Consider the following 26,825-nt stretch of genomic DNA (forward strand, 5'->3'; position numbering starts at 1 on the left):
TATTTTTATCCCAACTTCATATTGACGACTTTTATAAGGGGGTAATATTTCCCCTGCATTTCTGGCATCATTTGGAACGATATCGCCTTTACTTAATCCTTCTATGTAATTTGAGCCAAGGCATCAACAGTCATCAAAAAAATGAGAGGCGTGCTTTTATAAAAGCCACTAAATAATGCTAAGCATTTTTTTAACATACTATGCAATGAAATTTAATGGGTTAGTTAATTCATGTTGAAGACGATAGTTTTGATATTGAGATAAATGCATGCTCAATAATGAGCGGGTAGAGCAAGGTTCAGAAAGGAACATTTTTCGTTCTCTTTGCCATAAAGAATTCGAGACTCGTTTTTTTAAGGCATTAAAAACCTGATCTGTGACCTCTCTGAGAATTTTCCAAAGAACCGGGGGATCTAGATCATAATGAGATGTCAAACAGAGCGCCAATTCATGCAAATGAGTCAAAAAGCAGGCATCTACGACAAAAGTGCGTACTGGTTCGATATCATCAAAGAATACGGTGGGCAATATCCCTGGATAGGAATAAGGCTGTAATGCATAACCTCGTTCATGCAATAAAGGTGCATAAGTTCTTCCATCGCCAAAATCACGGATTAACAAATGACGTGCCATGCCCTCATCAGAAAAAAGAATTTGGGTGTTTTGTTGATGTGCTTCCAAACCAATGCCATACAAAAGATAAAGGCTGATGACAGGATGGAGCACCACCTGAGCATATTGCCTAAACCAGTCTTCAACGCTTTGTTCAGAAGAAGCAATTAACTCGGTGATCAAGGGGTTATTATTTTGAGGTAAAGAGGTCAATAAAGTCGCCACCGTAATCGGAAGACAGTTTTCATAACATTTTGGGGCACTGTAAGCTTGACGAAAAACCACTGATAGATATTTCCCCTCAGCATCGTCCTGCCTTTCTTTATGCTTGTAATGAAAAGCTATCTGTTCCTCTAAAATCGACACACTTTGATTAAAGCCATCTTCGTTATGTAAAATTTATTTAATCAGCTGACTGATGCGAGGCCCCATATGTATTGATTTGGCCTGTAGGCTTCGCATTTCACTGGTCATCCATATGGCGACAGGTAATTTAATAAAAGGGGCGTTTTCGGGTGTTAGAGGGCGCATAGTACGAAAAGACATGCTGGGTCTTGTTTGAAGATCAGGGCCTTCAAGAATCAAAATACCTGAGGCGATGTCATCAGCATAATGTTGCTGAACACAAGCAGTGAGATGCCATGAATGGACAGGTAAGGGCAACCATTCTTTTTCATCATGTTTTTTATGATTAAGTTGCTGTTTCCATTCCTGCCACAAAACAGGAAATTGCTCAGCAAACCAGCCTTGGTAATTTTTTTATCTGGCATTGTTTCGATATAAGCCATGTCTGCCCGTAAAGCGGTGATACGTACAGGAACTATGGCATCAAATTCTGGTGATAATAATTCAATATATTCAGGGCTTAAATTAGATCTACATTTCCATGTGGGATAATAAGGATGACCTTCTAATGACCCCCACTGATCCAGTAAAATAGCGGCATAAGAAGAGGAGTATTGATGATTTTTTTAGAAGTGAGATTATAATCGCGGCTGACTCGTTTACCAGCAAGCCTATTGCTTGTGCTCGTATAAAAGAATTCAGACACTTAAACCATTTTATTGCTTTAGAGAACGGCTAAACGCTTTCAACTTGTTTCGTTTTGTGTTCTTGGCTTAATCATGATTTTTAACTTTTTTTATTAAAAAAAATAAATATAGCATTGTATTGATACTTAAATTAAATATGATAACGATTATCATTCTTCTATTTTATATCGCATATTATTGCGTTAAGTATCAGGTCATATGCATTTTATTTCAGGTCATTCTTATCATATTATCGGTTTTTCGAAAGACATCAGCCCCGCTTATCGGCAAAAATTACTGTCACTGGGTGTGCTTCCAGGTTTATTTTTCACTGTGATTCGAGAAGCTCCGATGGGGGATCCTCTTCATATAAAGATAAATAAAATCAATTTGGTATTACGTAAATCCGATTTACATTTTTTAAACTTTACATAAATTCCCTTAAAAATTTCATGAAAAAACTCACCATCGGTTTAATCGGCAATCCAAATACAGGAAAAACAACGCTTTTTAATCAATTAACTGGCGCTCATCAACGTGTGGGTAATTGGGCAGGTGTCACAGTAGAGCGTAAAGAAGGTGAATTTAATACGTCTGAGTATCAGGTGACTCTGGTTGATTTGCCAGGTATTTATTCGTTGACCACGATTTCAGAGCAGACTTCATTAGATGAAAAAATTGCCTCTGAATATATTCTAGATAATAAAGCAGATTTACTGATCAATGTGATCGATGCATCTAATCTAGAACGCAACCTTTATTTGACACTGCAATTATTAGAATGGGAAATTCCCTGTATTCTCGCGCTTAATATGTTGGATATCGCTCAAAATCAACATATAGATATTGATATCGCAACGCTTTCGACTCAATTAGGCTGCCCTGTGGTCCCCTTAATATCAACACAGGCAAGGGGCATCAAAGAGTTAAAACACACAATAAATTCTTTTCAGAGCGACGTCAGGCAGATCAATAAAAAAGATGATTTGGTGAAGTATCCTTCTTGTTTAATCAGCGCGCTTAATCAATTGATTGAAATCATTCCTCACGACAAAATACCCGAACAAAAACGTCGATGGTTAGCATTACAAATGCTTGAAGGGGATATTTACAGTATCTCACAGGCCAAAAAATCAGGCACATTCGAAGCCGAATTAAACAAAATATTAGAGCAAAATCGCCATAACGATTCTGATGTCGTGATTGCAAACGCCCGTTATCAATCCATCAAGAGTATTACTGATGCAGTGATCCGGACTGAACAGCTCTCTGGGCATCGCACTACGGAAGTGTTGGATCGCTTTATTCTGCACCGTTGGCTTGGGGTACCCCTCTTTTTATTTGTCATGTATCTGATGTTTATTCTGGCGATTAATGTAGGAGGCGCATTTCAACCGCTCTTTGATATCGGCTCCTCTGCCTTTTTTATTAAAGGCACTCAGTGGTTGGGCTATCAGCTTCATTTTCCTGACTGGCTGACCGTTTTTTTGGCTCAAGGCATAGGAGGAGGCATTAATACTATGCTGCCATTAGTACCGCAGATTGCCATGATGTATCTTTTTCTTTCTTTTTTAGAAGATTCAGGCTACATGGCACGAGCTGCTTTCGTGATGGATCGATTCATGCAGCTGATCGGATTACCTGGGAAGTCGTTTGTACCATTGATTGTCGGTTTTGGGTGTAATGTGCCTTCAATTATGGGCGCGCGCACTTTAGAAGCGCCTCGTGAACGATTGATCACCATTATGATGGCCCCTTTCATGTCTTGCGGCGCTCGGCTTGCCATCTTTGCCGTTTTTTCTGCCGCATTTTTTGGGAAATCGGGTGCCAGTGTCGTTTTTTCACTTTATTTGCTCGGAATTGCGGCCGCAATTTTGACCGGATTACTCTTAAAATATACCTTGGTGCAAGGTGAAGCCTCTCCCTTTATTATGGAATTGCCGATCTATCATGTTCCCCATCTCAAAACCTTACTTTTACAGACTTGGCAGCGTTTAAAAGGATTTGTGATCCGTGCGGGAAAGGTCATCATTATGGCCAGTATTCTGATTGGAGGACTAAACAGTTTTTCTCTTTCGGGTAGAACAGTGGATAATATCAACGACTCTGCTTTAGCTTCTGTGAGTAAAGAGTTGACACCTCTATTGGAGCCGTTAGGCATCAAACCCGATCATTGGCAAGCGACGGTCGGCTTAATTGCGGGCGCGATGGCCAAAGAAGTGGTGGTAGGCACATTAAATACATTGTACACCGCTGAGCAGATCCACAATGAACCCTTTGATCCGAACGATTTTCATTTGTTAGACGAATTGGCTGGTGCCATAGATGAAACCTGGGAAGGACTGCGACACAGTATTAACAGCAACGTACTTTCTAACCCTATCAAAGCAAGCCAAGGGGATGGAGAAATGACTCAAGGATCGATGGGCGTCATGAGCCAAAAATTTGGATCCGATATTGCCGCTTATAGCTATCTGATTTTTGTTCTTTTATATGTACCCTGTGCCTCCGTGATGGGTGCCATTGCTCGAGAAACCCATCGAGGGTGGATGATTTTTTCGATTTTATGGGGCTTGAATTTAGCTTGGTCTTTCTCCACCTTGTTTTATCAAATCGCCACTTTTTCTCAGGATCCCAAACGAAGTACGCTCACGATCACGGCACTCTTTGTGACCAATGGGCTGATTATCCTGGGTCTAAGACGTTACCCTCTTTTTGCAAAACCAACGAATGTGTCATGACGGATTTATTTAAAATACGCAATGCGATTGAGCTAAACGGCATGATGGATGCAGATCAGCTGAGTCGACTGCTTCACACGCCTTTGCCTTTCATGGAAGCCATGTTATCGCAGCTTACTATCATGGGTAAAATAGAAGCTGTCGAAGAGGAGCAGGCTGGCTGTAACAGCCGCTATTGTAAAAGTTGTTCACACAATCCGGGCTGTCATAAGAGATATTATAAAATGAGCGGGGTGTTAAAGTAATTCAAGTTTAATCTTAAGGCAGTATATTCAGCATTTTTTAAGGTTGTGTTGCATTAAAGACGATAGATCCGAAAAAAACCCTCTGCTGTTTTTTAGGCATCTAAAAGATAAAATTGAGCGGTGTATAACAACCTCTCCCGATTCGGATGTTGAAGTTGTCCCTTTTTTAACATACATCATCTCGATGTCTGTGCAGATCTGTGATTGCCAGAATGATTTAAATCTCATCATAGGGCGTATTCGTCGATTGATATTTCGATGGCCCTGCTTTATCAGATTGTTCAGATATTTACTCTGACAGATGGGCTAAAACTAAAAGTCAAAGAAGCGCATTGAGTGTGATATTGATTCCTTGTTTGAGGCAGAAATTGTTGCGATTTTGGCACCTCTTTGTTTAAGAGGTTTTTGAGACCCAACGGCTTCATTGTTCGATGCCGAAAGACCCGCCATCGCTTGTGCTAATTGTTCAACTTTTAATATCTCCACTCCCACTTTGATCAAATCCAGATTGAAATCTTCCTTTGAGTTCTCTGCATAATGATTGAGGATCCTTACACTGTCACCCGAATCAGGTTTATCTGGAAAAACAAATCTTGCGCTTCTGTTTGACTCAATGTCTCTGGGAATCCTTTTAAAAATACGCCATCACTGGTCTGCAAAGTATAATCGTGTTTGAGTTGACGCTCACCGTTCTGCGCCAATTCGCTGTACAGGTTTTTTAATCTCACTTGCGTCTGAGTCTGGTTATCATTACGCAGAGCGAATACAACATTTGTTCCCTTTTTAAAGAAAGGCTTATCAAATTCTCCAACCTGTAATGCAATATAATATTGCTGGAATACGGAGGTATAGTTTTTATAATCACTCTCCACGACCCTCACTTTCGCTGATGTCTTTAATCTAGAAATTTCTTTTGGTACATCTGCAATACGACGTCCATTCGCGACAATTTTCTTATAGTGTTGAGATTTCAGTGAAATGTTCCCGCGACTGCTATACATTCTCTCTATTTGGCCATGCCTGAGTAATAGGGCTTGGGCTTGCTTGGTGAGAAGCGACTGATACCCTTTCCTTTTAATACTTATTCCAAACTGGATTTAATGAAAATTTTGGCTCTTAAATGCACGCTGAGTGTATCCCCGATACAGCTGACGGGGTCGAGCAATTTTAAGTCCTTCATCATGCATTTCTTTCCAGTGTGAAATCCAGCCAATCGTTCTGGCCACAGTAAATATCACAGTAAACATCGAAGTCGGAATACCTATTGCTTTCAGGATAAGCCCGGAATAAAAATCGACATTAGGATAGAGTTTTTTCTCAATAAAGTAATGATCGTTGAGCGCAATGTGCTCTAATTCCCTTGCTACTTCGAACAAAGGATCTTGTATATTGAGCTCATTTAACACTTCATCACAGGCTTCTTTCATCACTTTTGCTCTGGGATCATAATTTTTGTACACTCTATGACCAAATCCCATCAATCGAAAATCATCATTTTTATCTTTAGCCCGCGCTATAAATTTAGGAATATTTTCAGCTTTACCTATTTCCTCTAGCATTTTTAAGCAGGCTTCATTGGCTCCTCCATGAGAAGGGCCCCATAAAGACGCGATCCCAGCGGCAATACAAGCAAAAGGATTGGAGCCAGAAGAACCCGCTGTACGTACTGTGGACGTGGATGCATTTTGCTCATGATCTGCATGCAAAATTAAAATGCGATCCATCGCACGCTCCAAAACAGGGGTAACCTGGTATTCTTCACAAGGGGTTGAAAACATCATATTTAAAAAATTAGCGGCGTAAGAGAGATTATTTCGAGGAAAAACAAAAGGCTGACCGATAGAATATTTGTAGCACATGGCCGCCATGGTCGGCATCTTGGACAATAAACGAAACGCACTGAGTTCGCGATGATTTTGATCATGCACATCTAAACCATTATGGTAAAAAGCCGCCAGAGCACCTGTGACACCACAAAGTACCGCCATTGGATGTGAATCACGCCGAAAGCCACGAAATAAATGTGTGATTTGATCATCGATCATCGTATGGCGGGTGATGGTTGTTTTGAATGTCGCATATTGTTCTGGGGTAGGAGGCTCACCATACAATAAGATGTAACACACTTCTAAATAAGTGGAATGATTCGCGAGTTCTTTAATAGGGAAACCACGATGTAATAACACACCTTTTTCACCGTCGATAAATGTAATTTTTGATTCACATGAAGCCGTTGAAGTAAATCCTGGATCAAAAGTAAAATACTTTTTAGAAATCAAAGGGCGCACATCGATGACCTGGGTCCCTAAAGTAGGTGAAAATCGGTCAAGTTCAATCAAAGTTTCTCCATCAATAATGAGCGTTGCTTTTTTATCAGACATTCCTATCTCCTTAACATATTGACTTTCATAATTTAAGATAAACTTCTTTTAAACACCTTTCATGTCACTTCTTTTCACGGTTTTACAAATAGTCTCAGTGTAGACAATTTTTATATCATTTATAATCACATTAGTATCACAAGATACCCTTAAACATAGCAGTGAATTTTATTTTTTAATGAATATCATATGGTTATGTAAATTTATTCATTTTCATTTTGAATACTTTGAAATAAAACACTATTTTCATATAAAATGCAGATGAATTGCCTGAAAAATGATTCCAATCAAAATATGCCAATCAGATACTGTTATTAGGTCTGCGTTATCACACTTCTATGTGGATAACGAAGCTCAGAAATGATAAAAATGGGGTAAAAATGACAAAAAAACAAAGACCGATCAATTTAGATTTAATGACGTTTCGGTTTCCTCTAACGGCAATTGCTTCGATTTTGCATCGTATATCAGGCGTGATTATTTTTTTTGCTGTCGGTTGCTTTGTTTGGCTTTTAGGTCTTTCTCTTTCTTCACCAGAAGGCTTTATAAAAGCCTCTACCATAATCGATTATTTTTTGATCAAATTGATACTGTGGGGTTTTCTCACAGCCTTGTTTTATCATCTTTTAGGGGGCATTCGTCATTTGTTAATGGATTTTGGTTGTATTGAAGAAAACCTAAAACTGGGTATCCGCTCTGCTCAGGTGGTGATGGTTATCACAGTTTTACTGTCGATTTTAGTGGGAATCATCATATGGTAAGCAACGCTTCTGCTTTAGGGCGTAATGGAATTCAAGATTGGCTACTACTGCGTGCCTCTGCGATTATTATTGCGCTATATGTTTTTTATCTTTTTGGTTTTTTTGCGATTACCCCGAATGTAACTTACGAAATTTGGCAACATTTTTTTGCCGCTGCTTTCACTAAAATTTTTACCCTTCTCACTTTATTCTCGATTCTGATTCATGCCTGGATTGGCCTATGGCAAGTATTCACCGATTATGTCAAATCATTACCTTTGAGACTGTTACTACAACTGCTGGTGTTGGTCGTATTGATGGTCTATGTATTTTACGGAACGATGGTCGTTTGGAGTGTTTAAATGAAATTGCCTGTAAGAGCATTTGATGCTGTCGTCATTGGTGCTGGGGGTGCCGGCATGCGCGCGGCCCTGCAAATTTCTCAGATGGGGCTCTCCTGCGCGCTGGTTTCAAAAGTGTTCCCGACCCGCTCTCATACCGTATCTGCCCAAGGGGGGATCACCGTCGCATTAGGCAATCATCATGAAGACAACTGGGAATGGCACATGTATGACACCGTCAAAGGCTCGGATTATATTGGCGATCAGGATGCAATCGAATATATGTGTCAAAACGGCCCTGAAGCCATCATTGAATTAGAACACATGGGGTTACCCTTTTCTCGGCAGGATGATGGGCGTATTTATCAGCGCCCTTTCGGCGGGCAATCTCTGAATTTTGGCGGCGCTCAAGCCGCTCGCACGGCGGCGGCGGCCGATCGAACCGGACATGCTTTGCTGCATACCCTCTACCAACAAAATTTAAAAAACAACACCACGATTTTTTCTGAATGGTATGCATTGGATCTGGTCAAAAACCAGGATGGCGTTTTTGTTGGATGCACCGCCATCTCCATTGAAACGGGCGAAATCGTTTATTTTAAAGCGCGTGCCACCATTCTTGCGACGGGGGGGGCAGGGCGAATTTATCAATCGACAACGAATGCGCATATTAATACGGGCGATGGTATTGGTATGGCGTTGCGTGCTGGGGTCCCCGTGCAAGATATGGAAATGTGGCAATTTCATCCAACAGGCATTGCAGGGGCTGGCGTTTTAGTGACTGAGGGTTGTCGGGGCGAAGGCGGATATTTACTAAACCGTCATGGCGAACGTTTTATGGAACGCTATGCGCCTAACGCAAAAGATCTCGCGGGGCGTGACGTGGTCGCACGTTCTATCATGATTGAAATTCGTGAAGGCAGGGGCTGTGAAGGGCCTTGGGGGCCACACGTCAAATTAAAATTAGATCATTTAGGCAAAGAAGTGCTCGAATCACGTTTACCCGGTATCCTGGAATTATCTCGGACCTTCGCTCATGTCGACCCTATCAAAGAGCCTATTCCTGTTATCCCAACCTGCCATTATATGATGGGCGGGATCCCTACTAAATTCACAGGCCAGGCCATCACTGTCAATCCAAATGGGGAAGATGAAGTGATACCCGGCTTATTTGCTGTAGGTGAAGTTGCCTGTGTTTCTGTGCATGGCGCCAACCGTTTAGGGGGTAATTCTTTACTTGATTTGGTGGTGTTTGGTCGAGCGGTTGGGCTTCATTTATCAGAATCCTTAAAAGAGCAAGGCGAAAGTCGTGATGCCAGTGATGCTGACCTTGACGCTGCTCTAGAACGCATTCATCGTTGGAATAACACACAATCAGGCGAAGATCCCGTTGAAATTCGTCAAGCATTGCAAACCTGCATGCAAAATCATTTTTCTGTTTTCCGTGAAGGTGAATCGATGGCTGAGGGATTAAAAAAGCTCAACGTCATCCGAGAGAGACTCAACCATGCACGCCTGGAAGATAATTCGACTGAATTTAACACCCAGCGTATTGAATGCCTGGAATTGGATAATTTGATGGAAACCGCTTTTTCAACGGCCGTTTCTGCCCATTTCCGTACAGAAAGTCGAGGTGCCCATAGCCGGTTTGATTTCACAGAACGTGATGACATCAACTGGTTATGTCACTCATTATTTTTACCACAGACACAAAGTATGGCGCGTCGTAAAGTAAATATGGAGCCCAAACTCAGACCCGCATTTCCACCTAAAGTGCGTTCTTACTGATGATTGGCCTGTTTCGATTTTTAGCACAATAAAAGTATAAGAGAGCTGTAAAAATGAAAAAACGCATGACGCTCGAATTTTCAATCTATCGTTATAATCCTGATGTCGATGATAAGCCACGAATGCAAGATTATAGTCTGCCATTCGAAGAAGGCAGGGATATGATGTTGCTCGATGCCCTCATTGCGTTAAAAGAAAAAGATCCCACCCTGACTTTTCGCCGATCCTGTCGTGAAGGTGTTTGTGGTTCAGATGGCATGAACATGAATGGCAAAAATGGGCTGGCTTGTATTACACCGTTGTCAAGCCTGATTAAAGCCAATCAAAAAATGGTCATTCGCCCTCTCCCTGGTCTGCCTGTGGTGCGTGATCTCGTGGTGGATATGGCCCAATTTTATGCCCAGTACGAAAAAATCAAGCCTTACCTATTAAATGACGGGAAAAACCCGCCTGCCCGAGAACATTTACAATCTCCTGAAGAAAGAGCCAAATTAGACGGGTTATATGAATGTATTTTATGTGCTTGTTGTTCCACTGCTTGCCCTTCATTTTGGTGGAACCCCGATAAATTTGTGGGCCCCGCAGGGTTATTAGCCGCATATCGTTTTTTAATCGACAGCAGGGATACACAAACGCAAACTCGTTTAGAGGGTTTAGATGATGCATTCAGTGTTTTTCGTTGTCATGGCATTATGAATTGTGTCAGTGTTTGCCCTAAAGGCCTCAACCCAACACGCGCCATCGGGCACATCAAATCCATGTTATTAGAACGTGGTGCTTAATTATAAAAATCAAAGCTTTCAGCTTTAAGGATCATCATGCAGAACGGGCTAATGCAGGCTTGGTTGAATTCTTCCTATCTGGCAGGAGCTAATCAATCCTATATAGAACAACTCTACGAAGATTTTTTAATCAATCCCAATTCAGTAGAACAAAGCTGGAAAACCATTTTTGAGCAATTTTCATCCGCCGAAACGGCCAGACCATTACATTCAGAAGTTCGTCAATATTGTCGAGATTTAGCAAAAAACAAGGCGGGTTTATTATCTTCCTGTAACGGCTTAGATTTCGATTCCAAGCAAGTCAAAGTATTCAATCTGATGAATGCTTTTCGCTTCCAGGGCCATCAAAACGCGCATTTAGATCCTCTCGGTTTATGGGAGCGCGAACCCGTTCCTGATCTTAATCTAGCCTATCATGATTTAACTGAAAGTGATTTTGAAAACAGTTTCAACATCGGTTCCTTTGCTATTCCAAAAAAAACAATGACATTGGCAGATTTATACACTGCATTAAAGAAGACGTATTGCGGCTCGATAGGCGCCGAGTATATGCATATCAACAATACTGAAGAAAGGCTCTGGATACAGCAACGCATCGAACCTATCATGGGGCAGCCTCAATTTGATCCTGAGGAAAAACGGCGTTTTTTAAGTGAATTGACGGCTGCCGAGGGCTTAGAGCGTTATTTAGGGGCCAAATTTCCGGGAGCGAAACGCTTTTCACTCGAGGGCGGCGATGCTTTGGTTATCTTGCTGAAAGAACTGATTCGTCACGCAGGTCAGCAGGGCATGAAAGAAGTCGTTCTGGGTATGGCGCACCGTGGTCGTTTGAATGTGTTGATCAATGTATTAGGCAAAATGCCTCAAGATCTTTTTGATGAATTTGCAGGCAAACATAAAGAGCATCTCGGCACAGGGGATGTCAAATATCATCAAGGTTTTTCCTCTGATATTGAAACAGAAGGGGGCCTGATTCATTTGGCGTTGGCGTTTAATCCGTCTCATTTGGAAATTGTCAGCCCCGTTGTCATCGGCTCTGTACGAGCGCGTCGTGATCGCCTCAGTGATAAAGCAAGCAATAAAGTATTCCCCGTCACGATCCACGGGGATGCAGCAATCACTGGGCAAGGCGTGGTGCAAGAAACCTTAAATATGTCTCGAGCCCGAGGTTATGAAGTGGGCGGAACAGTGCGCATCGTGATTAACAATCAAATCGGTTTTACCACCTCAAATCCCCAAGATGCCCGCTCCACCGAATATTGCACTGATGTCGCCAAAATGGTACAGGCACCGATTTTTCACGTCAATGCGGATGACCCGGAAGCCGTGGCTTTTGTCGCTCGTTTGGCCCTGGATTTTCGTAACACTTTTAAGCGCGATTTTATGATCGATTTGGTGTGCTACCGACGACATGGCCACAATGAAGCGGATGAACCGAGCGCGACTCAACCCATCATGTACCAAAAAATCAAAAAACATCCAACAACTCGGGAAATCTACGCACAAAAATTAATTCAGGAAAATATCGTCACTCAAGAAGACGCGACCGAAATGGTCAATCTTTATCGAGATGCTTTAGATCAGGGTAAAGGGGTGGTGAAGGAATGGCGTCCCATGAAGCCCCATTCTTTTAATTGGCAGCCTTACCTTAATCATGAATGGGATGCTCAATACCCCCCTAATACAGTTAAAATGGCCTCTTTAACAGAGTTGGCAAAAAAAATCAGTCGTATCCCTGAAAAAATCGACATGCAATCTCGAGTCGCTAAAATTTATGCAGATCGTGCAGAAATGGCCGCAGGGAAGAAACCCCTCGATTGGGGTGCTGCCGAAACATTAGCCTACGCCACCTTGCTAGATAAAGGCATTTCCATTCGTTTATCGGGTGAAGATTCAGGGCGTGGCACCTTTTTTCACCGGAATGCCGTGATTTATGATCAAAAAAATGGCTCAACATATGTACCTTTAGAAAACATTCACCAACACCAAGGTGACTTTAAGGTCTGGGATTCGGTTTTATCTGAGGAAGCAGTACTGGCTTTTGAATACGGTTATTCGACAGCGGAACCTCGTACTTTAACCATTTGGGAAGCCCAGTTTGGTGATTTTGCCAATGGTGCTCAGGTGGTTATCGATCAATTTATCAGTTCTGGAGAGCAAAAATGGGGTCGTATGTGTGGTCTTGTGATGTTATTACCACACGGCTATGAAGGCCAAGGCCCAGAGCACTCTTCAGCACGTTTAGAACGCTATCTGCAACTTTGTGCTGAGCAAAATATCCAGGTCTGCATTCCTTCTACGCCTGCACAGGTTTACCATATGTTGCGTCGTCAATCATTAAGACCCATGAGACGCCCGTTGGTGGTGATGTCCCCGAAATCGTTGCTTCGCCATCCTTTAGCGATTTCATCTCTTAAAGAATTAGCCGAAGGCACTTTTTTGCCGGCCATCGGTGAAATGGATGATCTAAACAGCGATTCTATCAAACGTGTTGTGATCTGTGCCGGCAAAGTGTATTACGATCTGTTAGAACAACGTCGTAAAAATCAGCAAGATAATGTGGCGATTATTCGTATTGAGCAACTTTACCCTTTTCCCCATCAAGCAATAAAAATGCTTTTTGAGCCCTATGCGCATGTGCATGATTTTGTTTGGTGTCAAGAAGAACCTCTGAATCAAGGGGCCTGGTATTGTAGTCAACATCATTTTCGAGAGGTGATCCCTTTTGCTGCTTCCTTACGTTATGCGGGCCGGCCGGCCTCAGCCTCTCCCTCTGTGGGTTATCTCTCAGTGCATCAAAAACAACAAAAAGATTTGCTTAACGACGCTTTAACCATGGAATAGCGCTTTGCTCGTGCAAAATCGTCACTACATAGGAATGAATAATGAATAATACAGATATTCTGGTGCCTGATTTACCTGAGTCTGTGGTAGATGCCACTGTGGCCACTTGGCATAAAAAACCAGGCGAAAGGGTTCAACGCGATGAGGTTTTAGTGGAAATTGAAACCGATAAAGTCGTTTTAGAAGTCCCAGCAAGCACTTCTGGTATCCTCGATTCGATAGCAGAGGATGAAGGCGCCACCGTCGTTTCACGCCAAAAATTGGGTCAAATGCGGCTAGAAGATGTCTTTTCTGAATCTACGTCTCAAAAAATACAGAAAAGCACATCGACCTCTGCCAATGAAAAAAAATCCAGTGAGAAGCCAGCGTCAGATGTCACAAACGAATCACAAACAATAGAGACTTTAAGCCCAGCCATTCGTCGCCTGATTGCTGAGTATGAGCTTGATGCTCGCCTGATCAAAGCCACGGGCCCGGGTGGGCGTATGACTCGTGAAGATGTCGAACAATATTTATCCGCTCAAAACGATTCAAAAAAGATCCCCTCTCAACCTATCTCCAAGAGCGAGGCTTCTGATATTTCAAAAAATACCGCTTTTTCTGCTGCTGCAGAGCAGATGGGCATACATCGTAGTGAAAAACGTGTCCCCATGACGCGCCTGCGTAAAAAAATCTCTGAACGCTTGCTGCAGGCAAAAAATAACACGGCCATGTTAACCACTTTTAACGAAGTGAATATGAAGCCCATCATGGATTTACGTAAAAAATATGGTGAGGCTTTTGAAAAAAGCCATGGCGTACGTTTAGGCTTAATGTCTTTTTATGTGAAAGCGGTGATAGAAGCCCTAAAACGCTATCCTGAAATTAATGCCTCTATTGATGACACGGATATTGTGTATCACCATTATTTTGATATCAGTATTGCGGTTTCTACGCCACGTGGTCTTGTCACACCTGTTCTGCGTGATGCGGATACCTTAAGCATGGCGGATATTGAAAAACAGGTTAAGTCTCTGGCGCTGAAAGGGCGTGACGGTAAGCTCAAGGTTGACGAATTAACTGGGGGGAATTTTACCATTACTAACGGAGGGGTTTTTGGTTCACTCATGTCTACCCCCATCATTAATCCTCCTCAAAGTGCCATTTTGGGCATGCATACCATCCAGGAGCGCCCAATGGCAGTCAAAGGTCAGGTTGTGATCCTCCCAATGATGTATTTAGCGCTCTCGTATGACCACCGTTTGGTGGATGGTCGTGAATCTGTAGGTTATTTGGTGACCATCAAACACATGCTTGAGGATCCCGTTCGTTTATTGCTTGATCTATAAAACATAGGGCTGAAAACAGCCCTGTTCAGCCTTACTCAATATTTCCTTTAGAATTAAAATCTGGGGAATGGCTCTACGTTCAGCCCGCCTCATCAACACTGTACATGGGATAACATAATGAATTTACATGAATATCAAGCAAAAGAATTATTTGCTCGGCGGGGCTTGCCTGTTCCAAAAGGGTATGTCTGTCGCTCAGCGGGTGAAGCAGAAAAAGCGACCACAGAGCTTGGCGGAGATCTTTGGGTCGCAAAATGTCAAGTGCATGCAGGGGGCAGAGGGAAATCGGGGGGGGTCAAATTATGTAACAACCCGCAAGATGTCAGCGCTTTTGCCGAGCAGTGGTTGGGTAAAAATTTGGTGACCTACCAAACCGATCTGCAGGGTCAGCCTGTTCATCACATTTTGGTAGAGGCTGCAACAGATATTGCTCAAGAATTATATCTTGGCGCTGTGATAGACCGCAGTTCAAGCCGTGTCGTTTTTATGGCCTCTACCGAAGGAGGCGTTGAGATTGAAAAAGTCGCAGAAAAAACCCCGCATCTCATTCACAAAGTGACGATCGATCCTTTGACGGGACCACAGCCTTTCCAAGGGCGTGAACTGGCATTTCAACTGGGATTAACTGGTAAAAAAGTCAGCCAGTTCAGTCAGATTTTCATGAATTTAGCAAAACTGTTTTTAGAATGTGATTTAGCGCTACTAGAAATTAACCCTTTGGTCATCACCAAAAAGGAAGAACTTATTTGCTTGGACGCAAAATTAACCGTAGATGGTAACGCCCTATATAGGCAACCTGAATTACGTCAGATTCATGATGTCACGCAAGAAGATGCCCGTGAAGCGCACGCGGCGCAATTTGAATTAAATTATGTGGCGTTAGAGGGCAATATTGGGTGCATGGTCAATGGCGCGGGCCTTGCCATGGGCACAATGGATATGGTGAAACTGTATGGTGCTGAACCTGCTAATTTTTTGGATGTTGGCGGGGGAGCCACCAAAGAACGTGTTACAGAGGCTTTTAAAATTATTTTGTCTGACGAAAAAGTCAAAGCGATTTTAGTTAATATTTTTGGGGGGATTGTACGCTGCGATTTAATTGCAGATGGCATTATCGCTGCAGTTGCCGAAGTGGGTATGCAAATCCCCGTCGTGGTCCGTCTTGAAGGTAACAATGCCAAACCAGGGGCTAAAAAATTGTCTGACAGTGGCCTTAATATTATTGCCGCAAACAGTTTAACCCATGCGGCAAAGCAAATTGCTGCAGCAGTGAAGGAAAAATAATGTCTATTTTAGTGGATAAAAATACCAAAGTCATTTGCCAGGGTTTTACGGGCAGCCAAGGCACTTTCCATTCAGAACACGCCATCGCTTATGGCACTCAAATGGTTGGAGGCGTCACTCCAGGTAAAGGAGGAACTACCCATTTAGGCTTACCTGTATTTAATACGGTCAAAGAAGCGGTTTTAAAAACTGGGGCAACGGCTTCTGTTATTTATGTGCCTGCGCCTTTTTGCAAAGATTCTATTCTTGAAGCCATCGATGCGGGCATAACTCTGATTGTTTGCATTACGGAAGGCATTCCGACGTTAGACATGCTGATCGTCAAAGAGAAACTCAAGCAAAGCCATGTGAGAATGATAGGCCCCAATTGCCCTGGGATTATTACGCCTGGCGCCTGTAAAATTGGGATTATGCCTGGTCATATTCATCGTCCGGGCAAGGTTGGCATTGTGTCACGCTCAGGCACATTAACTTATGAAGCCGTCAAACAAACCACCGATGCTGGTTTAGGCCAATCGACCTGTGTGGGTATTGGAGGCGACCCTATTTCAGGCTCTCATTTCATTGATATTTTGACGTTGTTTGAACAGGATCCTCAAACAGAAGCAATTGTCATGATAGGTGAAATTGGTGGAAACGCAGAAGAAGAAACCGCAGATTACATCAAAAATACGTCATTTAAAAAACTGGTCGTGGCTTATATCGCAGGAGTGACAGCGCCGAAAGGAAAGCGTATGGGACATGCGGGCGCCATCATTTCAGGAGGACGAGGGACCGCGGAAGAAAAATTTTTAGCCCTGGAAGCGGCGGGGGTAAAAACGGTCCATAGCCTGACCGATATTGGCCAAACGGTGATCAACATTTTATCATAATCGATCAAGAAAATACTGAGGTAACGCGTGAGCAACGCGTTACTTGATGGATTAAAAATGAAATCAATATTAGCCTGAATTCATCCCCCCCTCTTTCTATCAAAAAATTTTTTTTCGATTCAACCCTATTATAAAAAAATTCTTTTTTATTTTTAATATGATTTTTTTATCAGGGAAAAATTAAAAAATAAACCGTTTTAACTAAAGCCGATTGTTAATTTTATTTAAAATATTTATGGATTAGCGAGAATCACGTCTCATCCCAAAAAGAAATCATGCCCCCTTCAGAGCCATTTTATCTTTTGGCTGCTTAAAAAAAATTACATTTCTTTTTCTTCATGTTTTTACTCTTAACGAAACACAACCTCACACTTTCATTATGCGATTATATTGATTCATAACAATTATATATATCACAAACAACTTATAAAAAATAACATAATGAAAAAATTTAACTTTTTGGTATTAGCCTCTTTTGTAAAAAAAATCGGGAAACTGTCTCTTTTAAGTACATTAATCTCCTGTGGAGGAGGAGGTGGTGGTGGTGGAGGGAGCGGTGGGACATATGCTCCTCCTATTGGCTCAAAACCAACACCAAGTGTTCCGATTAACCCTGATAAACAACCTGAGAGCTGGGAAAAAGATTTTGTTGAGAATTACCTGGACCAGACTAAAATCAAAAAAGTGCATCAACAGGGACATAAAGGTCAAGGTGTTAATATACTGGTCCTCGACAGTGGAGATATACCTGATGTTCCAGAGCTGGACAAAAAAAAATCAATGAGATAAATCCCTCCACCACTGCAGAAAATCAGAAGTTTGGGCATGGCGCATCAGTAGTATCGATGATTGTAGGCAATAAAACAGGTAATTTTGCTGGAGGAGTGGCGCCTGAAAGTCATGTTTTTTATGTAAATCATAAACCTAATAATGTAAATAAAGCAAAACTCATAAATATTGAGGAGATTGGGGAGCTGGTGTTAAATAACAACATAAAAATCATTAATCACAGTTATACTCTTGACAATTCTGCATATGGGTTTGGAATAATTGCAAAAAAACAACAGCTTATTGCATACCTGGAAAAATCAGTCAACGATTTGCAGGTTTTACACATTTGGGCCGCGGGAAATGACTCTATTATTCGTCATCCCTACACAGGTGGGCTACCTTATTTTCCTCCACAACTTGAAAGAGTTTGGATCACGGTAGTTGGAGTGTATCCCGATGGAGACATAGACAACGGTTCTGTAAAATGTTACAGAGCAAAGAATTTTTGTATTGGGGCTCCTATGCAGCTTTGGATGAGAGGTGAAATGTATCGCGGCACAAGCTATAGCGCGCCTATTGTTTCAGGGATAGCCGCATTGGTTTCGGGAAAATACCCTTGGATGACCGTAAATAATCTGCGCCAGGTAATCTTAACCTCAGGTTCTAACGCTCATAAAAAAGAACTCAGTGACGATACAGGTTGGGGAGTGGTGGATGCAGAAAAAGCCATTAATGGCCCAAGTCTATTTGATAAAAGATTAACGGACCTCCAGGGCGTCACTGACGAGGAAAAATATTCTTTTGTGGCGGATGTCACCAACCAGGCTGGTCAAGGCTATGTTTTCAGCAATAATATCGACGGTGATGCAGGTTTGATAAAAAAAGGCGAGGGGGAATTGATTTTAACAGGAGAAAATTCCTACACAGGAGACACTCATGTAAAAAAAGGCCGGTTATCACTTCTTGGGGGAGTACTGAATTCAAATGTCACTATTGATAAGGAAGCTAATTTTAAGATCGCAAACGGAATGGTCAATGCTGATATTACCAACAATGGCTTTCTCTTGACTCGTAAAAAATTTTCTCCAAATTTAACATTATCTCTTGATACAAGCATTGTAGACGGCACATTAACTTTAAATGAAAATTCTACTTTGATCAGTGAGAATGGTAGCGTGCTATTTGTAAACAAGAATATATTCTTAAATAATCCTAAACTTAACGTGCTTGTTGATGAAAAAGAAATTGCCCTCAATAATTATATAGCATTACTTTCCAAAGGAATTTTGAATGGAAGATTTTCTTCAATAGAAGGCGTCGACGAACGTAATCAACCAATAAAAACACATGATTTTACAATTGAATATGGAAGCGATGGTCAAACTGTTATTATCATAGTAAAGGACAAAGAAGGAATTGGTTATGAAGCAAGGAGAGCAAAAAGACAAATCCTGGGCAATGATGATGAAACTTACAATGCGGTTGCACAATCCTTAACGAGCTCATTGAATAAAGCTCCAGACAGGCAAAAAATGGCACAGGCCAGACCAGAAATACAACGTCTCTTAACCACATCAGATCCAGAAACACTGGGCAACATGCTGGACAGTCTTTCCGGTCAATTGTATGCCTCAGGTTTAGCGTTGAGTTTCCAGCAATCCGCGATGATCAACCGGGTTTTAGGCAATCGTTTAAATCAAATCACACAAAATTCAGCCAGCTCTGGCATGTGGTTTGACCTTTACGGAGGAAAAGGGGAACTGAAACAAACGGGCTTTGCGACCGGAAAAACCGATTTTTGGGGCGGTCAATGGGGCGCAGACACCCGCATCAATGACAATTGGGTTATAGGCGGTGCAGTGTTGGCGGGGAGGGGGCAAGCCAGTTTTGACCGTTGGGGTGGGCAGTCTACATCACGTAATATCGGCGTGTCTGTCTATAGTCGATATGGTCAAAACCGAGGTTGGTACACTGCAGGGCGTTTAGGTTGGGCCTCTATCAACAATAAAACGGAACGTAAAATTCTGACCAATAATGAAAAAATGATCGGCGCAAAACATAAAGATAACCTATGGTCAGGGTATCTAGAAACGGGCTATGTCATGCATCGCAACCAATCTCGCATCACCCCGTTCGTTGGTTTGGCCTATGACCGGATCACTCGCGGCGCTTTTGCAGAAAAAGGCGACGAATCTGCCTTTGCTCTAAAGGCCAATGCGGCGAGTTACGATCAAACTTCTGGCTTACTGGGTGTCCGTTTTGCTCACCGTTTTGACTGGGCCGCGGGGTCAAGCTGGGTCCAGGCTTACTGGCTTTATCAACGGAGCTTAAAAGCAGACGATTTGAGTTATAAAGCGACATTTGTCGGTTTCCCTTCTGTACATCATTGGGTCAAAGGGATCGACTTACCCAAACACTCTGGCTGGGTAGGGATTGGCTTAAATACTCAATCCACCCCTGTTTTCAGCTGGCAAGCGGGTTACAACGCACAAATGGGAGGTTATGGAAAAATCAATCACCTGTTGAATTTAGGTTTTCGTATCAACTTTATCTAATACGCACTAAAACAGCGATGTTCGATTACCTGCCAATGAGGCCATTTGATTAAAATATAACGGATATCAATCGCTTGAAATAAATGAAACCCGCTCTAGAGCGGGTTTCATTTTTTATAACACATATTCAGGATGCTATTTTTTTTTATATGGCTATAATCCGCCAGTAAGTTAACCAGACAGTCGCCGCTTCTTTTGATGTTTATTAAAAAAACAAAAAATAGAAGAGGAGGAAAGTCCGGGCTCCATAGAGCAGAGTGCCAGGTAATGCCTGGGAGGCGTGAGCCTACGACAAGTGCAACAGAGAGCAAACCGCCGATGGCCTGAAATATGAGGATCAGGTAAGGGTGAAATGGTGTGGTAAGAGCACACCGCGCGTTTGGTAACAAGCGTGGCAAGGTAAACTCCACTCGGAGCAAGACCAAATAGGGGTTCACATAGTGCGGCTCGTACTGAACTCGGGTAGGTTGCTTGAGCCATCAAGCGATTGCTGGCCTAGATGAATGACTGTCCACGACAAAACCCGGCTTATCGGTTAACTTACTTTTCAAAAAATCACATGTCAGCAAAGTCCAATCGATCGCTTCAATTCCTTTTTGAGTGGATGGTTAAAACAAGCTTAAAATAATGTATTGGCGACATCTAACCAATCTTCTTTAAATTTTTGGCGTTTATTGTCTATAGAAATACACTCAGAAATGGGAGCATGCCGCATTTTGCCATTCTGAACGCCCACGCAGCAACTCAATATTGCCTTGTGATCAGTTTGAACCAATAATTCCACTGCGTAAGCGCCCATTCGAGAAGCCAGGATACGATCGTAAGCAACAGGGGCTCCACCTCTTTGTATATGCCCTAATACTGTAGGCCTGGTTTCTCTTTTAGTCTCCTTTTCAATATATTGAGATAATTCATTAATATCACAAATACGCTCAGTGATAGTGATGATTGCGTGTTTTTTGCCTTTGGCAATACCTGCCTTAATTTCTGTGATCAACTCTTTACGATCAAAGGGGACTTCTGGTATCACAATAAATTCGCATCCCCCTGCGATAGCCGCGGCTAAGGTCAAATCGCCACAATGACGCCCCATGACTTCAACAATAGAAATACGTTGATGTGAAGAGGATGTATCACGTAGGCGGTCAATCGCTTCGACCACTGTCTGCAACGCAGTAAAAAAGCCAATGCTGTAATCTGTGCCTGCTACATCGTTATCAATAGTCCCAGGTAAACCGACACAATGGATACCGCCTTCTTTTGCGAGCAGTTCAGCCCCTGCATAAGACCCATCTCCCCCAATCACTACCAGCGCATCAATCCCATGTGAGTTCAGATTTTTGATGGCCCTTGCCCGGTTTTCTTTTTGAGTAAATTCAGGGAAACGGGCAGAGCCAAGAATCGTGCCACCTCGATTAATAATATCGGATACGCTGTAACGATTGAGTTGTTGTATCTGATTATCATACAAACCTTGATAGCCGTCGTAGATACCAAAAACTTCTTTATTTTTAAATAAAGTAGAGCGGACAACACCTCGTATTGCGGCGTTCATACCTGGTGCATCCCCTCCACTGGTTAATACTCCTATTCTTTTAACCATAGCTCTCTCTTATTTAGATATAATGAATCATTCAATGATACTGAATGAAATATTCAGTTTGAGGAGAAAAAATATATCGATTTAGTTTATTTAACACGAGATACGTATTCACCAGAACGCGTATCTACTTTGATGATTTCGCCGATTTGGACAAACAAGGGCACTTTAACGACGGCGCCTGTGGTTAAAGTCGCCGGTTTCCCCCCTGTGCCAGCCGTATCTCCTTTCAAACCTGGATCAGTGTCAACGATTTGAAGCTCCACAAAATTAGGGGGCGTGACAGAAATGGGTTGTCCGTTCCACAATGTCAAAATACATTCGGCCTGTTCGACCAGCCATTTCGCGCTTTCACCTGTTGCTTTCACATCTGCTGCCAATTGTTCGAAGGTGTCATTGTTCATAAAATGCCAAAAATCACCGTCGTTATAGAGATAAATTAAATTCATATCGACGACATCAGCCCCTTCAACGCTGTCTGTTGATTTAAAGGTTTTTTCCAGTAATTTCCCTGAAATTAATTTTCGAATCCGAGTTCGAACAAACGCCTGGCCTTTGCCTGGTTTAACAAATTCACTCTCAATGATAGAACAGGGTTCACCGTCTAACATGATTTTAAGACCCGAACGAAATTCGTTGCTAGAATAAGTGGCCATCTATGATCCTTTTTGAAACGGATAATTAAAGTTAACAATGAAAAATATGGTCACTGACACTCACCCAACCAGAGAAAACTGGTTACAAGAACTTGGCAATGTTATCACTGATCCTCTCGCGTTATTGTCTTTTTTAAAGTTGGACAAGAACATAAAATTAAGACAAGGCGCGTACGCGCGTGCTTTATTCCCTTTGCGTGTTCCCATCGCGTTCGCAGAGAAAATGACACCTGGAGATCCCAAAGATCCCCTCTTATTACAGGTACTGACGTTATCTGATGAATTCGTTCACACCTCTGGTTTTAGTGCCGATCCCTTATGCGAACAAGCAGCGGTTTTGCCTGGCCTGCTTCATAAATATCGTAATCGCGTATTGATGTTGATTAAAGGAGGTTGTGCAGTCCATTGCCGTTATTGCTTTCGCCGTCATTTTCCTTATCAAAACAACAAGGGCTCTCAAGTCAATAGAGAGCAGGTGTTCAATTATATTAGAAAACACACTGAATTAGATGAAGTGATCTTTTCGGGGGGCGATCCTTTAATGGCCAAAGATCCTGAATTGGCTTCTTTAATCACCGTTTTAGAATCCATTCCACATATTAAGCGGCTCCGTATTCATACCCGATTGCCTATCGTGATCCCTTCTCGCATTACAACAAGACTGTGTGAATCTTTTTCAAATTCTTCTTTGCAAATATTGATGGTGACCCATATTAATCATCCTAATGAAATGGATCAGGCCGTTTATAATAGTATGTACCGCCTAAAACAGGCGGGCGTGACCTTGCTCAATCAAACCGTTTTATTAAAAGACGTGAATAATAACGCCGAAATATTGGCTCAGCTCAGCAATAGATTATTTAACGCGGGAATTTTGCCTTATTATCTCCATTTGCTAGATAAGGTGCAGGGTGCCGCGCATTTTATGGTGGAGGAACACGAAGCACGACAAATTATGAAGGCACTTTTAGGTCAAGTATCAGGTTATCTGGTGCCGAGACTCACCAGAGAAGTCGCTGGGCAGCCCAGTAAAATACCGATTGATTTGCAGTTATTATCATATTCTGCGCCGTAAGAGAGCGGGGATTGCGAAAAATCCAGCACAGATGATTTTGGCAAACAAAAAATCAAGTGCGTTCCATACAGGCTTTTAGCGTATTTTGCAACAAGCTGGCCACCGTCATAGGGCCGACTCCGCCAGGAACAGGCGTGATCCATGCCGCTCTGGTTGCAGCCATATCAAATTCTACGTCCCCTACCACGCGACCATTTTGCAATCTATTAATACCAACATCTATCACAATCGCGCCGGGTTTGATCCAGGTTCCAGGGATAAAAGAGGGTTTCCCCACTGCCACCACCAGTAAATCCGCGTTTTCAACATGTTGCTGGAGATGTTGAGTGAATCTATGTGCGACCGTGGTGGTACAACCGGCCAGCAACAATTCCAGGCTCATCGGCCGCCCCACAATGTTAGAGGCGCCCACGACCAAGGCATTCAAGCCACAAGGATCGAGATCGTAGCGCGCCAGTAAGGTCATGATGCCCAGAGGTGTGCAGGGGCGTAATTTCGGTATCCTTTGACATAAAGAGCCAATGTTATAAGGATGAAACCCATCGACATCTTTATCGGGGCGTATCTGTTCTAACATGTTCGCGCTATCAAAGCGTTCCGGTAGAGGCAACTGAACCAAGATGCCATCTATCTCAGGATCTTGATTAAGCTGCTTTATTAAAGACACCAGTTCTGCTTTAGAGGTTGTTTCTGGCAACGGATAACAATGCGAAACAAACCCAACTTCTTCACAGGCCTTACGTTTATTCGCCACATAAATCTGAGACGCACTATTTTCACCGATTAATATCACCGCCAGACCAGGGGCACGTTTCCCTTGTTTGAGGCGTTTTTGTACGCCATGGGCGACTTCATTTTTGATTTGCTGCGCGATGGATTTACCATCCATAATTTTGGCTGACATGTCGAGAGACTCAGTATTTTACAACTTGATGATCGGATAAATTAAAAAGAAAGCGGTAACTTTCGTAAAAAATCGGACAAAGCTCGATAATCCGCCGGTAAATTCCTGGATAATAAAGGCAAATTTGCTCTTTGTGCTAACTCAGGCGGTAAGTCCAGTCTCAGTTTTAGAATGGGCTCTATCTTGTCTTTAAATTTTGCAGGATGAGCCGTCCCAAGGAATATGCCGGATTCTCCTGCTTGAAGCTGATCACGTAACAAACGATAAGCTACGGCTGCATGGGGTTCAGAAAGACAGCCTAATTCATTGAGTTCCAATAAGGTCCTTTCAGTCGTTTTGTCGTTCACCACGCCATATCCCAATTCTTTCAATGACCAATTTTTAAAACGAAACAAGGCCTCAATTCGGGGCCAGTTATTCGGTTCACTGACATCCATGGCGTTCGACAAGGTGGCTTTGGTTTTTTCAGGCCGCCATTGCCCCTCTATCAAAAAACGAGGGACGGTATCATTGACATTGGTCGAGGCAATAAATCGTTTGACCGGTAAACCCAAGGCTTTTGCCAGTAAACCGGCGGTCAGATTTCCAAAATTGCCACTTGGCACAGAGATCACCAGCTCGCTACGCTGGTTAGGAGGGATTTGAGCCACGGCTTCAAAATAATAACAAATCTGGGCAATAAGACGGCTGATGTTGATCGAATTCGCAGAGTTGAGCTTAAGGGTTTTTCTTAAAGGAGTTTCTTCAAATGCCTGTTTCACCATGGATTGGCATGCATCAAAATCTCCCTCAATCGCGAGGGTATGAATATTCTGTCCTAACGTACAAAACAGCTTTTCTTGAAGCGGGCTTATCTTTCCACGAGGATACAGGATCACCACCTGGATATTTTTCAACCCCAAAAAGGCGTTTGCCACTGCAGCGCCCGTATCTCCCGAGGTGGCTGTTAAAATAGTGATCGGATCGTTTTTACCCACTATCGACAGTATTTGCGCCATCAATCGCGCGCCAAAATCTTTAAAAGCCAGGGTCGGGCCGTGAAATAATTCTAATAAAGCGATTTTGTCATCTATGCGAACGAGTGGCGCAGGGAAAGAAAACGCGGTTTTGATGGCCTGAGCCAAGGTGTTTTGAGGAATTTCATCACCAATAAAGGCGGATAAAATAGGGAGGCTCCGAGTGATAAAATCCTGCTCGAGCAACGTGGCCACTTCTTTTTGGGTGAATTCGGGTAATGTGACCGGAAAAAACAACCCCTGCTGTTTCCCTAAACCTCGCTGCACCGCCTCCGTAAAGCTGACTTGTTCATTCTGATCTTTCAGATTATAAAATTTCATTGTGTTTTTATCCTACTGATCGTGCACCCAGGCTATCCAGGCGACAGATATGTACAAAACCTGCGTCGTTCTCTAAATAATGATGCTGGAGCCAGTCTGAGATGCTCGTGGCGGTTTTCAGGTTGGGACAAACGCTAAACAGAGTGGGGCCGGATCCAGAAATACCGGTTGCTAATGCGCCCATTTCTTTCGCTTTTTGACGAGCGGTTAAAAAAGAAGGCAGCATGGGTAAACGATAGGGTTCTGCAATGACATCTTTCATTAATTCTGCCGCTAAATCAGGCTGTTGGCTGTAACACGCATGAATAAAACCAGCCAAATAACGCCCATGATCCACACAATCGCGTTTGGAATAGTGGACGGGCAACACATTTCTGGCTTTGGCCGTCGAAATTTTAATGCCTGGATAAGCGAGGACCCAAAGCCAATCAGAAAAAAGGGGAATGCTCTGGCTGATCCTGCTTTGTGTGTCTAATATGAACTGCAGCCCGCCTAAATAACAGGGCGCCACATTATCATAATGAACATTGCCTGAAATCAGGCCTTCCATTTCCCCCATTAAAGAAAGCAACGCGTTTTGATCCAGCGGATGCGCACAATATTCATTCATGGCCACCAGGGCCGCAACCACAGAACACGCGCTGGATCCCAATCCTGACCCCACGGGCATATTTTTCTCTAACCGCATTTGCACCGGCACATCTTTGCCTATTTTTTGGCAAAAATTTTTCCAGCACCGAAAGACGATATTTTTTTTGGGCTCTTTAGGTAATTTATCGGAAAAAGACCCTTTAATCTCCAGATCAAACTGTTCTGCCGGGGCGATGCTTAAACAATCGCCGAGTAAGGTCCCGTCAATAGGCGATATTGCCATTCCTAATACATCAAAACCCACGCCCAAATTACCAATGGATGCGGGTGCAAAAAATTTCAGCATA

Annotated in this window: 23 protein-coding genes, 1 other RNA gene and 2 pseudogenes; 15 read left to right on the top strand and 11 right to left on the bottom strand. The window is 42.7% G+C overall.

What is annotated here, in order from left to right; translation table 11 throughout:
- Nucleotides 1-198: 198 nt before the first annotated feature.
- The 3 genes and pseudogenes from HDEF_RS13350 to HDEF_RS13580 form a co-directional block, all read right to left on the bottom strand.
- A complete protein-coding gene (locus tag HDEF_RS13350; protein WP_061401317.1) occupies nt 199-978 on the bottom strand; it encodes an IucA/IucC family C-terminal-domain containing protein in 780 nt (259 codons plus the stop codon).
- Between the two features lie 33 nt (nt 979-1,011).
- On the bottom strand, nt 1,012-1,332 hold the full coding sequence (locus HDEF_RS13575; RefSeq protein WP_061401318.1) for an IucA/IucC family protein: 321 nt from the start codon (nt 1,330-1,332) through the stop codon (nt 1,012-1,014).
- A 95-nt stretch (nt 1,333-1,427) separates the two neighbouring features.
- Nucleotides 1,428-1,550 (bottom strand): annotated as a pseudogene (locus tag HDEF_RS13580) (hypothetical protein); the annotation flags it as partial.
- Nucleotides 1,551-1,862: 312 nt separating this feature from the next.
- Between HDEF_RS13580 and feoA the strand changes: the two are divergent.
- From feoA to HDEF_RS08435, 3 genes and pseudogenes are all read left to right on the top strand, one after another.
- Complete coding sequence (gene feoA, locus HDEF_RS08425) at nt 1,863-2,078, top strand: ferrous iron transporter A (RefSeq protein WP_015874232.1); 216 nt, start codon at nt 1,863-1,865, stop codon at nt 2,076-2,078.
- A gap of 17 nt (nt 2,079-2,095) precedes the next feature.
- Nucleotides 2,096-4,348 (top strand): annotated as a pseudogene (gene feoB, locus HDEF_RS08430) (Fe(2+) transporter permease subunit FeoB); the annotation flags it as partial.
- A 32-nt stretch (nt 4,349-4,380) separates the two neighbouring features.
- Nucleotides 4,381-4,629: a FeoC-like transcriptional regulator gene (locus HDEF_RS08435; protein WP_015874234.1), complete on the top strand. Its 249-nt coding sequence runs from the start codon at nt 4,381-4,383 to the stop codon at nt 4,627-4,629.
- Between the two features lie 312 nt (nt 4,630-4,941).
- Here HDEF_RS08435 and HDEF_RS08440 read toward each other — a convergent pair whose 3' ends face one another.
- The 3 genes from HDEF_RS08440 to HDEF_RS08450 all read right to left on the bottom strand — a co-directional run bounded on the left by HDEF_RS08440 (nt 4,942) and on the right by HDEF_RS08450 (nt 7,010).
- Nucleotides 4,942-5,130 (bottom strand): hypothetical protein, encoded by a 189-nt coding sequence (locus HDEF_RS08440; protein ID WP_015874235.1) that lies wholly within the window; start codon nt 5,128-5,130, stop codon nt 4,942-4,944.
- Nucleotides 5,131-5,180: 50 nt separating this feature from the next.
- Complete coding sequence (locus HDEF_RS08445; protein WP_015874236.1) at nt 5,181-5,630, bottom strand: hypothetical protein; 450 nt, start codon at nt 5,628-5,630, stop codon at nt 5,181-5,183.
- A 96-nt stretch (nt 5,631-5,726) separates the two neighbouring features.
- Nucleotides 5,727-7,010 carry a citrate synthase gene (locus tag HDEF_RS08450; RefSeq protein ID WP_015874237.1) on the bottom strand — a complete coding sequence of 428 codons (1,284 nt, stop codon included), beginning with the start codon at nt 7,008-7,010 and terminating at the stop codon, nt 5,727-5,729.
- 338 nt (nt 7,011-7,348) lie between these two features.
- Here HDEF_RS08450 and sdhC point away from each other — a divergent pair, with 338 nt between their 5' ends.
- The 11 genes from sdhC (at nt 7,349) to rnpB (ending at nt 20,862) form a co-directional block, all read left to right on the top strand.
- Nucleotides 7,349-7,771, top strand: coding sequence for a succinate dehydrogenase cytochrome b556 subunit (gene sdhC, locus HDEF_RS08455; protein WP_407078886.1), 423 nt, complete (start codon nt 7,349-7,351; stop codon nt 7,769-7,771).
- The gene (gene sdhD, locus HDEF_RS08460; RefSeq protein WP_015874239.1) at nt 7,765-8,112 is read left to right on the top strand and encodes a succinate dehydrogenase membrane anchor subunit; all 348 of its coding nucleotides are present in this window, start codon (nt 7,765-7,767) and stop codon (nt 8,110-8,112) included. The genes sdhC and sdhD overlap by 7 nt, the downstream gene beginning before the upstream one ends.
- Nucleotides 8,113-9,879 carry a succinate dehydrogenase flavoprotein subunit gene (gene sdhA / locus HDEF_RS08465; RefSeq protein WP_015874240.1) on the top strand — a complete coding sequence of 589 codons (1,767 nt, stop codon included), beginning with the start codon at nt 8,113-8,115 and terminating at the stop codon, nt 9,877-9,879. It abuts the gene before it with no gap.
- 65 nt (nt 9,880-9,944) lie between these two features.
- Nucleotides 9,945-10,661: a succinate dehydrogenase iron-sulfur subunit gene (locus HDEF_RS08470; RefSeq protein WP_015874241.1), complete on the top strand. Its 717-nt coding sequence runs from the start codon at nt 9,945-9,947 to the stop codon at nt 10,659-10,661.
- 36 nt (nt 10,662-10,697) lie between these two features.
- Nucleotides 10,698-13,505, top strand: coding sequence for a 2-oxoglutarate dehydrogenase E1 component (gene sucA / locus HDEF_RS08475; RefSeq protein WP_015874242.1), 2,808 nt, complete (start codon nt 10,698-10,700; stop codon nt 13,503-13,505).
- A 41-nt stretch (nt 13,506-13,546) separates the two neighbouring features.
- On the top strand, nt 13,547-14,833 hold the full coding sequence (gene odhB, locus HDEF_RS08480) for a 2-oxoglutarate dehydrogenase complex dihydrolipoyllysine-residue succinyltransferase (RefSeq protein ID WP_015874243.1): 1,287 nt from the start codon (nt 13,547-13,549) through the stop codon (nt 14,831-14,833).
- Between the two features lie 117 nt (nt 14,834-14,950).
- The gene (gene sucC / locus HDEF_RS08485) at nt 14,951-16,117 is read left to right on the top strand and encodes an ADP-forming succinate--CoA ligase subunit beta (RefSeq protein ID WP_015874244.1); all 1,167 of its coding nucleotides are present in this window, start codon (nt 14,951-14,953) and stop codon (nt 16,115-16,117) included.
- The gene (sucD, locus tag HDEF_RS08490; RefSeq protein ID WP_015874245.1) at nt 16,117-16,989 is read left to right on the top strand and encodes a succinate--CoA ligase subunit alpha; all 873 of its coding nucleotides are present in this window, start codon (nt 16,117-16,119) and stop codon (nt 16,987-16,989) included. Before sucC ends, sucD begins: the two co-directional genes overlap by 1 nt.
- A gap of 441 nt (nt 16,990-17,430) precedes the next feature.
- Nucleotides 17,431-17,778 (top strand): hypothetical protein, encoded by a 348-nt coding sequence (locus HDEF_RS08495; protein WP_044612377.1) that lies wholly within the window; start codon nt 17,431-17,433, stop codon nt 17,776-17,778.
- Nucleotides 17,775-20,315 carry an autotransporter domain-containing protein gene (locus HDEF_RS08500; protein WP_268802502.1) on the top strand — a complete coding sequence of 847 codons (2,541 nt, stop codon included), beginning with the start codon at nt 17,775-17,777 and terminating at the stop codon, nt 20,313-20,315. The genes HDEF_RS08495 and HDEF_RS08500 overlap by 4 nt, the downstream gene beginning before the upstream one ends.
- Before the next feature lie 167 nt (nt 20,316-20,482).
- Nucleotides 20,483-20,862, top strand: an RNA gene (rnpB, locus tag HDEF_RS11175) — RNase P RNA component class A.
- 72 nt (nt 20,863-20,934) lie between these two features.
- Here rnpB and pfkA read toward each other — a convergent pair.
- Together pfkA and efp are read right to left on the bottom strand one after the other, a co-directional pair.
- On the bottom strand, nt 20,935-21,918 hold the full coding sequence (pfkA, locus tag HDEF_RS08510; protein WP_015874248.1) for a 6-phosphofructokinase: 984 nt from the start codon (nt 21,916-21,918) through the stop codon (nt 20,935-20,937).
- 86 nt (nt 21,919-22,004) lie between these two features.
- Entirely contained in the window at nt 22,005-22,571 is a 567-nt protein-coding gene (gene efp, locus HDEF_RS08515) for an elongation factor P (RefSeq protein ID WP_015874249.1), read from the bottom strand.
- A gap of 37 nt (nt 22,572-22,608) precedes the next feature.
- Here efp and epmB point away from each other — a divergent pair, with 37 nt between their 5' ends.
- Nucleotides 22,609-23,646 (top strand): EF-P beta-lysylation protein EpmB, encoded by a 1,038-nt coding sequence (epmB, locus tag HDEF_RS08520; protein ID WP_015874250.1) that lies wholly within the window; start codon nt 22,609-22,611, stop codon nt 23,644-23,646.
- A gap of 52 nt (nt 23,647-23,698) precedes the next feature.
- Here the strand turns inward: epmB and folD are convergent, their stop codons facing one another.
- Genes folD through thrB form a run of 3 tightly spaced genes read right to left on the bottom strand, consistent with a single transcriptional unit; the run spans nt 23,699 to nt 26,824 of the window.
- Nucleotides 23,699-24,550, bottom strand: a complete 852-nt coding sequence (gene folD / locus HDEF_RS08525; protein WP_015874251.1) for a bifunctional methylenetetrahydrofolate dehydrogenase/methenyltetrahydrofolate cyclohydrolase FolD — start codon at nt 24,548-24,550, stop codon at nt 23,699-23,701.
- Between the two features lie 41 nt (nt 24,551-24,591).
- Entirely contained in the window at nt 24,592-25,887 is a 1,296-nt protein-coding gene (thrC, locus tag HDEF_RS08530) for a threonine synthase (RefSeq protein ID WP_015874252.1), read from the bottom strand.
- 7 nt (nt 25,888-25,894) lie between these two features.
- Nucleotides 25,895-26,824, bottom strand: a complete 930-nt coding sequence (gene thrB, locus HDEF_RS12755) for a homoserine kinase (RefSeq protein WP_015874253.1) — start codon at nt 26,822-26,824, stop codon at nt 25,895-25,897.
- Nucleotide 26,825 lies beyond the last annotated feature (1 nt).

The sequence above is a fragment of the Candidatus Hamiltonella defensa 5AT (Acyrthosiphon pisum) genome (genome assembly GCF_000021705.1).
Taxonomy (GTDB): Bacteria; Pseudomonadota; Gammaproteobacteria; order Enterobacterales; family Enterobacteriaceae; genus Hamiltonella; species Hamiltonella defendens.